This is a genomic window from Rhizobium sp. 268 (assembly GCF_036571585.1).
Taxonomy (GTDB): domain Bacteria; phylum Pseudomonadota; class Alphaproteobacteria; order Rhizobiales; family Rhizobiaceae; genus Rhizobium; species Rhizobium redzepovicii.
Genome location: NZ_JAPPSO010000019.1, coordinates 67325 through 81875, shown reverse-complemented (window position 1 = coordinate 81875; position 14551 = coordinate 67325). Strand labels below are relative to the sequence as shown.

At 59.2% G+C, this 14551-nt stretch carries 12 protein-coding genes and 1 pseudogene; 10 read left to right on the top strand and 3 right to left on the bottom strand.

The window, feature by feature from the left end; genetic code table 11:
* On the top strand, positions 1-847 hold an 847-nt coding region (locus tag OS035_RS28880; protein WP_331814385.1), incomplete at its 5' end, for a hypothetical protein.
* Here the strand turns inward: OS035_RS28880 and OS035_RS28875 are convergent.
* Genes OS035_RS28875 through OS035_RS28865 form a run of 3 tightly spaced genes read right to left on the bottom strand, consistent with a single transcriptional unit; the run spans position 844 to position 3234 of the window.
* Positions 844-1494, bottom strand: coding sequence for a hypothetical protein (locus OS035_RS28875; RefSeq protein ID WP_331814383.1), 651 nt, complete (start codon positions 1492-1494; stop codon positions 844-846). The genes OS035_RS28880 and OS035_RS28875 overlap by 4 nt on opposite strands.
* Position 1495: 1 nt before the next feature.
* Complete coding sequence (locus OS035_RS28870; protein ID WP_331814381.1) at positions 1496-2128, bottom strand: 7-cyano-7-deazaguanine synthase; 633 nt, start codon at positions 2126-2128, stop codon at positions 1496-1498.
* Positions 2125-3234 (bottom strand): nucleoside 2-deoxyribosyltransferase, encoded by a 1110-nt coding sequence (locus OS035_RS28865; protein ID WP_331814379.1) that lies wholly within the window; start codon positions 3232-3234, stop codon positions 2125-2127. The genes OS035_RS28870 and OS035_RS28865 overlap by 4 nt, the downstream gene beginning before the upstream one ends.
* A gap of 18 nt (positions 3235-3252) precedes the next feature.
* Between OS035_RS28865 and OS035_RS28860 the strand changes: the two genes are divergently transcribed.
* From OS035_RS28860 to OS035_RS28820, 9 genes and pseudogenes are all read left to right on the top strand, one after another.
* Positions 3253-3564: a hypothetical protein gene (locus OS035_RS28860; protein WP_331814377.1), complete on the top strand. Its 312-nt coding sequence runs from the start codon at positions 3253-3255 to the stop codon at positions 3562-3564.
* A gap of 1216 nt (positions 3565-4780) precedes the next feature.
* Entirely contained in the window at positions 4781-5734 is a 954-nt protein-coding gene (locus OS035_RS28855; RefSeq protein WP_331814375.1) for a formylglycine-generating enzyme family protein, read from the top strand.
* A 201-nt stretch (positions 5735-5935) separates the two neighbouring features.
* Entirely contained in the window at positions 5936-8362 is a 2427-nt protein-coding gene (locus OS035_RS28850) for an arylsulfatase (RefSeq protein WP_097625219.1), read from the top strand.
* Positions 8363-8448: 86 nt separating this feature from the next.
* A complete protein-coding gene (locus OS035_RS28845; protein ID WP_097625218.1) occupies positions 8449-8838 on the top strand; it encodes a hypothetical protein in 390 nt (129 codons plus the stop codon).
* Between the two features lie 195 nt (positions 8839-9033).
* Positions 9034-10872, top strand: coding sequence for an adenylate cyclase (locus OS035_RS28840; RefSeq protein ID WP_331814373.1), 1839 nt, complete (start codon positions 9034-9036; stop codon positions 10870-10872).
* Positions 10873-11030: 158 nt separating this feature from the next.
* A complete protein-coding gene (locus OS035_RS28835; protein ID WP_331814371.1) occupies positions 11031-11840 on the top strand; it encodes a DUF2092 domain-containing protein in 810 nt (269 codons plus the stop codon).
* Positions 11837-12046: a hypothetical protein gene (locus OS035_RS28830; protein ID WP_331814369.1), complete on the top strand. Its 210-nt coding sequence runs from the start codon at positions 11837-11839 to the stop codon at positions 12044-12046. The genes OS035_RS28835 and OS035_RS28830 overlap by 4 nt, the downstream gene beginning before the upstream one ends.
* A 76-nt stretch (positions 12047-12122) precedes the next feature.
* Positions 12123-13404, top strand: a pseudogene (locus tag OS035_RS28825) (alpha/beta hydrolase).
* A 163-nt stretch (positions 13405-13567) separates the two neighbouring features.
* On the top strand, positions 13568-14356 hold the full coding sequence (locus OS035_RS28820) for a hypothetical protein (protein WP_097625213.1): 789 nt from the start codon (positions 13568-13570) through the stop codon (positions 14354-14356).
* Positions 14357-14551 lie beyond the last annotated feature (195 nt).

Sequence of the window (14551 nt, the reverse complement as noted above, 5' to 3'; positions counted from 1 at the left end):
GCCCGGCCCCGACCGCCGCCAACAGCCCAACGTCAACCAAAGCCACAGGCGCTGTGAGAGATGCGGGCTAGTGAACTTTCTGAACGACCTTGTTCGAGCCACCGAGGCCGCGAAGATCATCGGCGTCACCATCACCGCATTCAACCTTCTCGTCGACAGTGGGCTCCTGTCAGCCGCTGTCCCCAAGGATGAGGAGGCCGAAATGTCGGAGAGATATTCCCGCCGTGCTCTACATGAATTCCGAGACTCGCTGCTCGCGAAGGCGAACATCACAGACAGTGACGGTCTCATGTCCATCAAGGCCGTCAGCCGTTCGCTGCGTGCGACACTAATCTCCATTCTCCACGTCCTCATCCGGGGCGAGCTGAAGTCCGTCGGGATCGACAGCTCCCAGTCAGGGATCATGTCGTTGATGTTCGCCATAGACGAGGTCGAGACAGCGCTTATGCCAGCGAGGCCGGCGGAACTAGAGCACGATCACCTCACGGTGACAGAAGTCAGCGATCGTCTCCAAGTCTCCCCGAACTCGATCTACAAGTTCATCGCCAGAGGTCTGATCGAGGTCGAAACCGTTCGGAATGCCACGACGAATATTCCTCAGAGAGTGGTCGCGCCGATGGTGGTCGACGCGTTCCGCAGGCGCTACGTCAGTCTTGCAGAATGTTGTCACCGCTCGGGACTTCACTCTGCTGCCGTGAGGCACATTTGCACGGCAGCAGGATTGGAACGGGTCTTTCCTCGTGAAGAACTAAGGGAGGTACTTTACCTCAGGGCGGAGGCAGAGCTGGCCCTGAGAGAGGCCGTACCCGAGTGGAGTCGGATCGAAACCGTCGGCTCCGCCAGCTAGAAGGAGAACTCGATTTGATGACTCGAGAGTGACGATTCCCGGCGCCATACCCAGGCATCGAACTGGCGGCGCGAAAGCGATAGGAGGTCGGCAGCGCAGCAGAATACGGACTTGAGAAAATCGTAGTCCTCGTTGATGACCCCTACCCTCCTTGCAAAGGTTCTGACGTGCCTATCGACGGCAACGGAATCCAACCCGACAAGGCAACCCATGTAGTCGACTGTCTTGGGGCCGATGCCTCGCACCTCCCGAAGGAGCTCGACGAACCGAGGCTGATTCAGCTCTTCTCCGAGATCCGATACCGTCTCGATGGCGTTGCAGTCCAAGAACCTGACCAGCGCCTCGAAGCGTCCGATCTTTTCCGAATGTGTCCAGTTGAGAAAAGTCGCGGCCTGCCCATCGATCACAACCGGGAGAAGCTCGCTTGTCCTGTCACACTCCGGGAACTGCGCGAGGATCGCTTCTACTCTCGGTCGGACGACGGAGTTGTAGTTCAAGCCAGCTTGCAGGACAGAGTCCGCCAGGAGAGCGCCCATGTGGTCGTAGACTGGTCGCGTCTCCTGTCTCTCGGTGTCAGCGCCCAGTTCTCTGGCGTAGTCGGCGACAAGACGTGCCGCAAGCAGCATTTGCACGGTCGTTGACTGCATCCTATCCAACCCTTGCATTGAGACCGGCGTCCTCTAGCGCATCGAGGCGATCAACACAATTGGGACAAGCGCCACAAGGAAACGTGCTGGCCGCCTGGCAGGAATAGGTCCTTCCGATCGGAACGCCCAGTCGAACCGCCTCGCGCACAACCTCAGTCTTCGTTGAAAAACGGAAGGGCGACGTGAAGCGGACCGGACCGATGTTGTCGATCAGATTGTCCAGGCCGTTCATGAACTCCGAGGTGCAGTCGATTTCCTTGGCGTGATTGCTGTTGATGAATCCGGTGTAGACCTCAAGGATACCCATCGTCTGCGCCCTCGCCGCGGCCGCGGCGAAGAACAGCATCGTCCTGTAGGGGACATACAGGTCCACGTCGCTCACCTCCTCCTCCCAGAGATCAGCCTCCTCTATGAGACGTGAAGGTGATCCCCGGAAGATGTCCGAAATGTCAAAGCGTTCCGGAGTGCGGACGGCAGACGGAAGGACCTCGTTGACACGGCTCCACTCCATTTCCACGCAATGCTGCCCGTAGTCGAAGAAGACCGGATGCACGTCGATGTTCTCGTTCGACAGCGAGTATGCGACGGTCGTTGAGTCCAACCCGCCCGATGCCAGCAAAATGACCTTCTTCATCGTGAAGCCATCCAGAGTTTCGATATTTCGATGAACAACCCATTGATGCAAATATCCAGATCATCAGAGTAGGCCGCGCTGCCGCCGGCCACCATCGTATTGTTGTTCTCCCGTCTGGGATCGAATGTGATGACCGGTTTTTTGCTTGCCATCGCGATCCCCATCTCGACCAAGGTTCCGGGATCACGTTCCAAAGGAACAGCAAAGATCACCCTGCAATCTTCAAGCAGCGCGATGTCCTTCGCGAACATTGCCCGCAACACGGATGGCGAACTTCCACGTGGGAGCTCGCCGTTCTCCTCGATTGGACGACGAACGGTGAAGTTATGGTACTGCAGGGCTTCGACGGCACGATCCACCTCCGGCTTGTCCACGTAGGAGAAATCCGGTGCCGCAAGATAGATATCGAAGCTGGGTCGGGCATGCCATGGAAGCATGGTTCCACCCAAGCCCCGCATCTCCTCGAGCGATAGGGCGAGTTCACGCCGCACGTCCTCTCGGAAATCGTCGGGATACGTTGTGACCGCATACGAGGTCGCCGCCCTCGCGCCCCGCCAAGCCGCTTCCCTCCAGCCCCGTTGCCGAAACCCGACCATCACGGCCGAGTAGACATCCCCGACACCGACGGAGTTCACGGTGGCGGACAGGATCGCGGGCACGCTCTCAACTTCATGCGTGCGCAGGTCGAAGAGGCGGCTGCCGCCGCGGTTTTCCTTTAATAGAAAGGCCTCTGCGCCCAGCGTGGTGGCGGCTTCGATCATTGGGTCGATATCGACCGCACCAACGCGGGCGAAAAGCGGCGACGACGTCGAGATGGCAACCGCTCCTACCCGACCCGCAAAGCACTCGATCGACGAGAACTCTTCGGTGTCGTAGGCCACGTCGAAGCTTACGCGCGCGGTCGCGGAAAGGAACCTCGTGATCTCGGAAAGGTCGAACTTCCCAGGAAAAATCAAGACCTCCGAGAACGACTTGAGCACGTCCCCCACCCCCAGGAACTCGACAGACTTTTCCTCGCGAAGGAGATCTTCATATCCCTGGTCGGAGACCTCGGTCGCATCACCGATTACCGTGACGTTTGGACTGCCCTTCACTTCGCCCAGCAAGACGAATTCCTGGCATCCATGAGCAGCAAGAAACCGCTGAGCTTGATCAACGATGTATCCTGGGCAAACAGCGGCGATGGAATAGGATATTCCGCACGCCCACAATCCCCGCGCAGCGTGCACGATCCCGCCAAGTCTGAGCTTGCACTCGGCACCGGGTCTGGCGACCGTGAAATCGACGATGATCTCGCCGACGACAAGGATTGGAGTAGCGCTGCTCGCGCTCATTTCGGTGTGAACACGGCTGACACGAAGGGCATCGGGGTTGAGCCCGACGCGGTGACGGCGCCGACGTATGAATGGCCCGCCTTGATGCACCCAGCGATGTAGTTGTACGCCGTCGGAAGCGCGCCCACTTTCAGGCCGTCGGGAGCGACAGCAAAGATCCTGCGCTCAAGCACGAGTGTCAACTCGGTTCCCACAGGCGGGACAGTACCATGCATTGTGAAGTAGTCGCACTGCGCCACGTCTTCCAGCGAACAATCGAAGGACTGCCCGCAGCGATCAACTCCGCTGGTGCCTCCGGTGCCGTTCGAACTCTTCACGCCACTGTAGTCCGTAAGACGGCCCGATGTCCTGCTGCCCATTGATCGAAATCCCCCCGATACCGATTGCGACTACGCAACCTGAGGTGATTCTCAGATCCCCGCAACTACTGCCGTCACGGGCACACGAGTTGGCACACTTGAATATGGCCAGAGGAATACGACTGAACGCAGGGATCCGTAGCTCCCGTCATGCCACGCCTACCTGCAATGACACATTGCTTGGCGCAATGACATTCCCGGTGGCGCGAGCGCAGAATAGGCCTGTTGATTCCACAGTTTTATTAGCATCATCAAATGACAAACCTAGTGGCGCGGCACACTCTGGCGCGACAAGCGTTATGACATAGCGCCACTTTTATGACACAGAATCCATCGGTCTAGATTGCGATCTGGACCGATGGATTTTTTACGAGGGCGCAGCGGACGGGACTTTTTTACGAGTGATCTTAGAGGAAGTAGCCCCACAATCTCCTCCCAGACTTCGGTCATTGCCTGAATGAAAGCTGGACTTCCACACATGTCCGGATGACCGAAGAACCTCAAATCCGCCTCAGGCGACTCCGATTCCGCACCTGCTATGGCGATGCGTGATTGCATCCCAAGCAGTTCCTGAAGGGTCATCTCGTGAAGATCGCGATAGATCGGGCTTGCATGCCGCGTTGAAAACACTAGGGACTGTCGGCTTGCCTCGGCGCGTATATAAGCTACGGCAAACATAAGGAGAGCAAGCAGGTTACCGTAGCCTACTGACGGATCCGCGTTTAGCCAGGAACAAATATCCGGGCGAAAGCCGTTCAGAACAGCAATGGCGTGGCAGGCGACATCAGTGTCGACGCGATATCATCGCCGCAACTTCTACCTGGCTCGATCGAATTCCGCGGTCGTATCTTACTGTAACCTACTTCAAGAACGCGGCTGTGGGGGGTAGTTATCCTGATCGGAGATCAGCGGCACGCATCGTTATATGAAACGGCGATACGCTAGCGAGGGTGACGAAAATGATACCTGACCGGCGCGCGGTGGACGACGCGGGATTTCAGGGCCTAGTCTGGGTGGCCGGCCATACCTTCACCATGGGTTCGGACAAGCATTATGTGGAGGAGGCTCCTGCCCATCCGGTGACGGTCGACGGCTTCTGGATCGACGCCACCCCCGTCACCAACCGCCAGTTCGCCTCATTCGTCAAAGCCACCGGACATGTGACCGTCGCCGAAAGGGCGCCCCGTGCCGAGGACTATGCTGGAGCGCTCTCCAAAATGCTGCGAGCCGGATCGCTGGTGTTCACGCCGCCGAAAACCGTCGTCGGTCCCGACATTACGCAGTGGTGGTCGTTCAAGTTCGGAGCGGACTGGCGACACCCCTACGGTGGTCGCACGGACATCCGCGGCAAGCTCGATCATCCCGTCGTTCATATCGCCTATAGCGACGCCAAGGCTTATGCGGCTTGGGCGGGAAAAGATCTGCCGACCGAGGCCGAGTGGGAACTGGCGGCGCGCGGCGGCCTTGATGATGCCGAATTTGCCTGGGGCGACGAGTTGATCCCGGAAGGAAAGCTGATGGCCAACACCTGGCAGGGCACCTTCCCTACGCAGAGCACCAAGCCCGCCGGTGCAGATAGAACGTCCCCTGTCGGATCCTTTCCATCAAACGGCTACGGCATCTACGACATGATCGGCAACGTCTGGGAATGGACCTCTGACTTCTGGTCGGCACGCCATCCCGAGCCTGCCAGCCATTCATGCTGCATCCCCATCAATCCCCGCGGAGGCGACGCCGACGCCGCCTATGATCCGGGGATGCCAGACATCAGGATCCCCCGGCGCGTGCTCAAGGGCGGATCCCACCTCTGCGCGCCGAACTACTGCAGGCGCTATCGTCCCGCCGCCAGACATGCCGAGCCTGAGGACACGTCGACAAGTCATGTCGGATTTCGCTGCGTCAAGCGCACGTGAGGGCCGCGTGATAACCAAAGGGCGCCTCGGCGGAACGAAGCCGCCGATTGCGGGTCCGCAACTCAGTCTGCAATGTGACTGTAGGAGCGAACGCGGATCGACAGTGCATACTGTATGTTACTGGCGCGTGCGCGGTACTGGCCATACCCTCCCCGAATAAAACGGTCAGCATCATGCGGGATCGATTGCCGGGGGACCGAGATGAAAAGCAGTATCCTGACTTTGGCTGCCCTCTTAGGCGGTACGGCGCTTACACTTTTTTCCATCGGCGGGACGAGTGCGCCAGCGCAAGTCATCAATGGAACAGCCGGCGCGCCCAGTGCGACAACCACAATCGACGGCCGACAGATCCCGCCGCCACCAGGCGAGTTCGGCGGCACGACAAATCTCGACGCGCTTCAGTCGACGCCATATTGGCAGCCGCAAGTGGTACCGCCCAAGGGGGCGCCCAACGTCTTGCTGATCTTGACCGATGACGTTGGATTTGCGGCCCCGAGCACCTTCGGTGGCGTCATTCCGACGCCAACGCTCGACCGGATTGCCAACATAGGCCTGCGCTACACCAACTTCCATACGACATCGCTGTGTTCCCCCACACGCGCCGCTCTGATCACGGGCCGGAATCATCATTCAGTGGGATTCGGTGTGATCAGCGAGGCGTCGACCGGTTATCCGGGCTACGACAGTGTCATTACCGCGGACAAGGACACGATCGGCACAATCCTCAAGGCGAATGGTTATGCAACATCTTGGTTCGGCAAGAACCACAACACGCCAGCTTTCCAAACTAGTCAGGCGGGTCCCTTCGATCAATGGCCCATCGGAATGGGATTTGAGTATTTCTATGGTTTTGTCAGCGGCGAGACCAACCAGTGGCAACCGGACCTCTACCGCAATACCACGCGTGTCTATCCCTATCTGAATAACCCAACCTACAACCTGACGACTGATATGGCGGACGACGCCATCAACTATCTCAACCAACTCAACCAGCTCGATCCCAAGAAGCCATTCTTCCTCTACTATGCACCGGGCGGGACGCATGCGCCTCATCACCCGACCCCCGAGTGGATCAAAAAGATCAGCGACTTGCATCTCTTCGACAAGGGATGGAATGCGCTGCGCGACCAAATCTTCGCCAACCAGAAGAGACTTGGCGTTGTTCCGCAGGATGCCCAACTTACGCCTTGGCCCGATAAGCTTATCAAGCCGTGGGACGGCCTTTCTGCTGATGAGAAGAAGCTTTTCATCCGCCAGGCCGACGTCTACGGAGCCTACCTCGCCTATACCGACAACGAAATCGGCCGGGTCGTCAAAGCGGTCGAGGACATGGGCAAGCTCGATGACACGCTGATCATCTTTATCAGCGGCGACAATGGCGCGAGCGCGGAAGGCTCCCCGGCTGGAACGCCAAACGAGATGACTTTCTTCAACGGCGTCGACGTGCCCGTCCAGGACCAGCTCAAATTCTACGACGCCTGGGGGTCGGCAGCGACCTATCCGCACTATTCAGTCGGCTGGGCATGGGCTTTCGATACGCCCTTCAAGTGGACCAAGCAGGTCGCTTCCTATTTCGGCGGCATTCGCAACGGCATGGCCATCGCATGGCCGGGTCACATCAAAGATCCGGGTGGGGTGCGCAACCAGTTCCACCATGTCATCGACATCGTCCCGACGATCTTGGAAGTGACAGGCGTCCGCGCGCCCGAGATGGTCAATGGTATCACCCAGACGCCGATCGAAGGCGTGAGCCTGGCCGACACCTTCGACAAGGCAAACGCCGATGCGCCATCGAAACATTCGACCCAATATTTCGAGATGTTCGGCAATCGCGCGATCTATCACGATGGGTGGATCGCCTCCACATTGCCCTATCGGGAACCTTGGAACGGAACGGCTCCGATCCCGAAAGACATCGTCAACGGCGTGACCTGGGAGTTGTTCGACCTGTCCAAGGATTGGACGCAAAACAATGATCTGGCGGCCGCCAATCCCGGCAAGCTGAAGGAGTTGCAGGATTTGTTCTGGATCGAGGCCGCAAAGTATCAGGTCCTGCCGTTGGATGCCTCGGCCTTGACGCGCTTCATTCTCCCGCGACCGAGCATCGTCGCTGGACGCAATGACTTCATCTATACGAAACCGATCGTCGGCGTCCCCCTCGGGACGGCACCGAGCATACTCAACAAGTCCTTCACGATCACGGCCGATATCGATGTGCCCGCTGGCGGCGGCAACGGCATGCTTGCGACTGCGGGCGGGCGCTTCGGGGGATGGGGCTTCTACCTGCTCAACGGGAAGCCAATCTTTGTCTATGACCTGTTGGACCTCGCCAGGCCAAGGGTGGAGGGTGCAATGGCATTGACGCCTGGAAAGCACAATCTCGTGTTCTCCTTCAAGTCCGACGGGCCGGGCCTCGGCAAAGGTGGGACGGGGACAATCACCATCGACGGAGCCCAGGCGGCAAGCGGGACCTTCCCTCATACCATTCCCTTTGCTCTCGAAGCGAGTGAAACCTTTGATGTCGGCTCCGACACGGGAACCGGTGTCGACGATAACGACTATCAGGCACCGTTCGCTTTCGACGGAAAGCTGAACAACTTGAAGATAGAACTTCAGCCGCAACCTTGAGGCAGGAGGTCCAGCGCAGAGCGCCCCGTCGCCAAGGCGACACATGCCGAAAGTGGACGCTGACCTGGGCACGGGGATTCTGCGCCATGAACACAGCGCACCGACGCATGCTTCTGACTCTGTTCGCTATCGCCGAAGGTGCGACGGGACTGGGGCTTGTCGTGGCGCCGTCGATCCTCTTCGTTCTGCTGTTTGAGACAAAGCAGGTCGCTTCGGAGGCACCACTGGTTGGGCGGATCTGCGGCGCGGCGCTGCTCGCTCTTGCCGCAGCAAGCTGGGGTGCGGGTGGCGCCGAAGACAGGCAAGGCAGACTGGGGCTCCTCGTCGGAGTGACGCTCTACAATTTCCTGACCATGGCCGTCTTGACCTATTCCGCCCTCGTTCTGCAGATGGTCGGCATCCTGCTGTGGCCGGCGATCCTCTATCACGCGGCGACTTCCCTATGGGGCTTGCTCGCTATTCGGCGGGCGCAGTAGATCGTGTCATCGTGCTTCCTTGGGTGGTCATTTACGGCTTTGGCCGCCTCGGGTCGCGGGCTGCTACGAGGCGACGACGACGCAATGTCCGCTTCTCCGGTTGGACGAGGATCAGTTTCTGCGGTAGGTTACAAAAGAGATAGTTAATAAAATCTCCGGTAGTCACGTCCCTCAAGAGCGGGTGAGGAGCAAGTCGTGCAGGATACATTGCCATCAAGGCGCGATATCGCGCCGGATTCGACGCGGCCACCTCCGACCCACGATGATGTTCGGGCTCAGCTTAATCAAATCGTTACCAGCCCGCAATTTCCGCATATCGGTCGGAGTGCCGCATTTCTTACCTATGCCGTGGAGGAGACGCTTGCAGGCCGCGCAGCCCGGATCAAGGGGTATTCTGTCGCCGTCGAAGTCTTCAAGCGCCCCAACGATTTCACGCAGGATGATCCGGTGGTGCGGATCGAGGCCGGAAGGCTGAGGCAGGTGCTTGAGCGCTACTATCTTACGGCAGGTCGACACGATCCGATCCGAATAGACATTCCGAAAGGCGGTTACGTGCCGACCTTTGCCTGGACTTGTTCGAGTGCTGACAATTCTGATGCTGAAGACCAAAGTTTGCCGTTGGAGCGCGCCGAGTACCCTTTTACCAGCTTAAGACGGCATATGTGGGCAGTGGCCCTTGGATTGATCGTGATCGTGGGCGGCGCTGTAGCCCTGGCTGGATTGACCTCCATTCGATTTGGCTCCATCTGGCCCTTCGCGACTGCCGACATAACCGGAACCGATGGACCGACATTGGTGATCGCTCCATTTGCCAATCTGGGTGACGGTCCTCAGGCGCAACTCTACGCGAAGGGCCTGACTGAGGAGCTTCTCGCTGCCCTTCCCCGCTTCAAGGAGATCAAGGTTTTCGGTCGCGAGACGTCCAGATCCTTGCCTCCAGAGGTGGGGACATCGCAGATTCGCGGGGAACTTGGTGCGCGCTTCCTGCTGGCAGGCGGTGTCCGCGTCTCCGGAAGCCGAGTGCGTGTGACGGCACGTCTGCTCGACACGCAGACCGATGCGATCCTCTGGTCGCAGACCTACGACGACGACATCGGCGTCCGCGACCTGTTCACCATTCAGTCCGACGTCGCCAACAAGGTTGCGAGCGCCGTGGCGCAGCCCTATGGCATCATGGCGCAGGCCGATGTCTCCAAACCGCCGCCTGATGATCTTGGCATCTACGGCTGTACGCTGAGCTTTTATGCTTACCGTGCCGAGTTGAGCATCGAGCGGCACGGAGAGGTTCGTAACTGCCTCGAAAGTGCGGTCGCCCGCTATCCATCCTTTGCGACGGCCTGGGCGATGTTGTCCATCGTCTATCTCGATGAGGATCGCTTCAGGTTCAACCGGAAGCCCATTTCATCCGCGCCGATAGATCGCAGCTTTCAGGCCGCCCGCCGCGCCGTTCAACTGGATCCCGGTAACACCCGCGCCCTTCAGGCGCTGATGACGACGTTGTTTTTCAGCCAGCGGGTTCCGGAGGCACTTCAGATAGGCGAACGGGCACTGGCGACCAATCCGAACGACACCGAATTGCTAGGAGAGTTTGGTACCCGGCTGGCGATGAGCGGGGAGTGGCAGCGGGGGGCAGCACTGTTGGATCGCGCCATTGCTCTCAACCCTGCCGGCGGCGGCTACTATCGCGGAACGCGCGCACTCGCAGCCTACATGTTGCACGACGACAAGACCGCTGTCATCGAGATCAGGCAGGCTGACCTGCAGAAGTTCCCGCTGTTCCATGCGGTGGCTGCCGTCATCTATGTCGACGCAGGAATGGTCGAGGACGCCCGCAGCGAGGCCGCGCGGTTCAACGAAATGAGACCCGACTTCATTCCGAACATCGTGGCCGAGCTCAAGGTGCGGAATTTCCAACCACCGGACAGGGCGCGGATGATTGCCGATCTGCGAACGGCCGGACTTCCTGCGATGGACGAGGTGAAGGCGACCATGTCGCTGCCGATCGACGGTTCCAATGTCCTTCAGCCACGATAACGCCACGGTCAGGACAACTGGCACAGAACATACCCGATGTTACACGCGCGCGCTGTCGTCACCATGTAGGTTGTGGTCGCTGATAATCGTTCCTTTGATACTCGAGAGCCAGCTAGCGACCTCAGTCGTCCGACAAACCATTTAGAAGGGATTCGTCGATGACCAAAGCACTCCAGCGAACCTTGCACCCTGCCGCGGCGGCGGTGTCTTCCGCGGCACTCGGCTTGATGATCATCGTGGGATCTGGATCGGCTGCAAGCGCTGCAGACGCAGACGCCAAGAAGCTCGTGAAAACAATGTCCGACTACATGGCCGCAGAAAAGGCGATCTCATTTTCGTATGACACCAACCTGGAGGTCGTCACCGGCGACCATCAGAAGATTCTGCTGGCAAGTTCCGGCAAGATCGAAATGGGCCGGCCGGATAAACTCCGGGTTACCCGGTTTGGTGGGTTCGCCAACGTCGAAGTCACATTCGACGGCAAGACGCTTTCGCTGCTTGGCAAGGACGCCAACCTCTATGCCCAGGCAGAAGTTCCGGGCACCATCGATCACCTAATCGATGAATTGCGGGACAAGCTGCATAGACCCGTTCCGGGTGCCGATCTTCTGCTCCCGGATGCCTATGACGAACTGATGCGCGACGTGGTCGATGTCAAGGACCTCGGCAGCGGTGTGATTGGCGGCGTCGAATGCGACCACCTTGCATTCCGTACCAAGGAAGTCGACTGGCAGATATGGATCGCTCAGGGCGAGCATCCCTATCCGTGTCGATATGTCATTACCGCAAGCCAGGTGGATCAGGGCCCGCAATACAGCATCCAAATCAGTGACTGGAAGACAGGCATCGATGTCGTTGCCGACGACTTCGGGTTCAAGAACACCACGAACGCAAAGAAAGTCGACCTGACGAAGCTTGCCGATATTGATGAGCTTCCTGATCACTTTGCCATGGGAGGCACCAAATGACCGTCGCAAGAAAACTCAAACTCCTGCTGCTCGCTGCGGCGATCGGCATGTCCGGCCTGGAAATCGGAAACGGGTTTGCGATTCCGGGACTGGGCATCTTCACGCCGGCAGAGGCCAGGGTCGGCCGGCCGATGACGCCTGTGAGTGTCGCTGGAGTTGCGCGCCGCTCGGTCCGGCGCTGCGCCGTCGGCGTCTATAATTGCTAAAAAACAGGCCCGACGAACGCGCATTCGACAAACGCCAGCATGAGGGAAATCTGTGGGGAGCAAAAACGACGCGGGAATGGGATCGATCGTTGCCGGCTATGTTCAATGGCTTCTGCTGTGTGCATTGATCGTCGCTCTGTCTGGGTGCGGCGGGCATCCGAAGGACGTCATGACGCCCGTTGCAGACACGTCTCCGAAGTCGACCAAGGTCAACTTGCTGATCGCGACGACACGCAGCAGGTCCGCGGTGCCAGGAGAGATGTTCAACGGAGAACGGGCGCTGGCCCCGGCTTTCGCCGATATCACCGTGTCGATCCCGCCGAACACGGTCCGCAAGGAGGGAGAGGTCGCCTGGCCAAAGAGGCTTCCCTCCAATCCGGCGACTGATTTCGCGACCTTGAAGGCCGACGATCTCAATGTCGATGAGGCCAAGCGCTGGCTGAGCGCGAGCGTCCGCAAGAGCCCAGACCACAGTGTCCTGGTGTTCATCCATGGTTTCAACAACCGGTTCGAAGACTCCGTCTACCGCTTCGCCCAGATCGTCCAGGACTCGGGTGTGCACAGCGCTCCCGTGCTGGTGACCTGGCCGTCGCGTGGCAGCCTTCTCGCCTACGGCTATGATCGGGAGAGCACGAACTATACAAGAAATGCTCTGGAGACGCTCTTCCAGTATCTCGCGAAGGATCCGCAGGTGAAGGAGGTGTCCATCCTCGCTCATTCCATGGGGAACTGGCTGGCGTTGGAATCGTTGCGCCAGATGGCCATTCGTAACGGCCGACTTCCGGTGAAGTTCAAGAATGTCATGCTCGCGGCTCCCGACGTCGATGTCGACGTGTTCCGCCAGCAGATCGGCGACATGGGCAAACAGCATCCGCAATTCACCTTTCGTATCCCGTGACGACCGTGCACTGGCTTTCTCGCGTCGGGTCTGGGGTGACGTGTCCCGACTAGGAGCCATCGATCCCGAGCAAGCGCCCTACAAGGCGGAATTCGAGGCCAACAAGATCGTGGTGATCGATCTCACCAAGATCAAATCTGGCGACCGAATGAACCACGGAAAATTCGCGGAATCGCCGCAGATCGTTCAGCTCATCGGATCACGCATCTCGGAGGGTCAGACGCTCACCGACAGCAGGGTCGGACTTGGCGACCAGATTCTGGTGGCGACGACCGGAACGGCGGCGGCAGCCGGGAACGTTGCTGGTCTGATCCTTGCCGCCCCCGTCGCTGCGGTCGATCAGAACACGCGGGACAACTATGCGGGCCAGGTCAGTGGTCTGATGGGCACCGCCAAACCGCGGCCGGCAGCGTTGAAAAACTGCGACGAGGTACGGCCAACCCCGAGCTGCAGACCTTAGCTCCGACATCGGCAGGACAAGCGCAGGCAATGCCGAGAGGGACAGATGCTACCGTAACATACTTATCGGCAGGCGGGTCTTGCGCCAGACTTGGGTGGAGATCGATGATTATGATTGATTCGTCGGCGACAGCGATGGAGACCGACAAAGCAGGGGGACTTACATGACGGCATTTCTTCTACGCGCTGCGGTCCTTTGCGCGGGTCTCGTGGCCACCTCGCCCGGCTGGGCGGCCGATCTTACGCCGCTAACACCCGATGCAAAAGTAGTCGAGAGCCCGAGCGGTTGGACCTTCACCGTCGCGCCGTATTTCTGGATGGCAGGGATTTCCGGAGACATTGCACAGTTCGGATTGCCGGAGGTTCATATCGACTCCGATTTCGGCGACATCCTGGAGAACCTCGATTTCGCCTTCATGGCTGCGGGTGAGGCACGGTACGACCGGTTCAGCATCTTCGGCGACATCATCTACACCAAGCTTGGCGCAGACGCGAATACGCCGCTTGGCATTCTCGCCGACAGCGTCGACGTCACTTCAAAGACCTTCGCGGGACTTCTCGGGGTCGGCTACTCGGTGCTGGAAGACCAGTCGGGACACCTCGATGTCGTCGGCGGCGTCCGGGTGTGGTCGGTCGACACCAACATCTCCTTCAATGGCGGGATCCTCGGTGGCGTCGAGCAAGATGACAGCGCGACCTGGGTCGACGGTCTGGTGGGCGTCCGGGGCAATTACTTCTTCACGCCGGAGATCTATCTCACAGGATGGGGTCTCGTCGGTGCCGGCGGCGCGGATCTCGACTGGGATGTGGCGCTCGCGCTCGGCTACAAGTTCACCGACACGATCTCGGCCGTTGCGGGATACCGCGCACTCGGCGTCGACTACGACAACGACGGCTTTGTCTTCGACGTCGTCCAGCAGGGTCCGATCCTCGGCGTCGTCATCCATTTCTAAGAACCACGTCTGGAACAACAGATCGAAGCGCACCGTGATCGATGTCAACCGAGGTACTCAATGCTTCCCCTCGGCTCTGCTCGTTCCGGCCTCCTCTGGAGCAAGACACCAACCGTGACCGTATCGACGCAGGCGTCCGGCACGCCGCCACAGTTGCGGGCGCAGTTTAATGAAGGATAGCCGCGCGTCGAAGAT

Excerpts from the sequence above, each read along its gene's own strand:
- OS035_RS28860 (WP_331814377.1), top strand. The coding sequence starts at position 3,253 with ATGAGCAGCAAGAAACCGCTGAGCTTGATCAACGATGTATCCTGGGCA.
- OS035_RS28870 (WP_331814381.1), bottom strand. The coding sequence starts at position 2,128 with ATGAAGAAGGTCATTTTGCTGGCATCGGGCGGGTTGGACTCAACGACC.
- OS035_RS28830 (WP_331814369.1), top strand. The coding sequence starts at position 11,837 with ATGACCGTCGCAAGAAAACTCAAACTCCTGCTGCTCGCTGCGGCGATC.
- OS035_RS28845 (WP_097625218.1), top strand. The coding sequence starts at position 8,449 with ATGAACACAGCGCACCGACGCATGCTTCTGACTCTGTTCGCTATCGCC.
- OS035_RS28850 (WP_097625219.1), top strand. The coding sequence starts at position 5,936 with ATGAAAAGCAGTATCCTGACTTTGGCTGCCCTCTTAGGCGGTACGGCG.
- OS035_RS28835 (WP_331814371.1), top strand. The coding sequence starts at position 11,031 with ATGACCAAAGCACTCCAGCGAACCTTGCACCCTGCCGCGGCGGCGGTG.
- OS035_RS28875 (WP_331814383.1), bottom strand. The coding sequence starts at position 1,494 with ATGCAGTCAACGACCGTGCAAATGCTGCTTGCGGCACGTCTTGTCGCC.
- OS035_RS28855 (WP_331814375.1), top strand. The coding sequence starts at position 4,781 with ATGATACCTGACCGGCGCGCGGTGGACGACGCGGGATTTCAGGGCCTA.
- OS035_RS28820 (WP_097625213.1), top strand. The coding sequence starts at position 13,568 with ATGACGGCATTTCTTCTACGCGCTGCGGTCCTTTGCGCGGGTCTCGTG.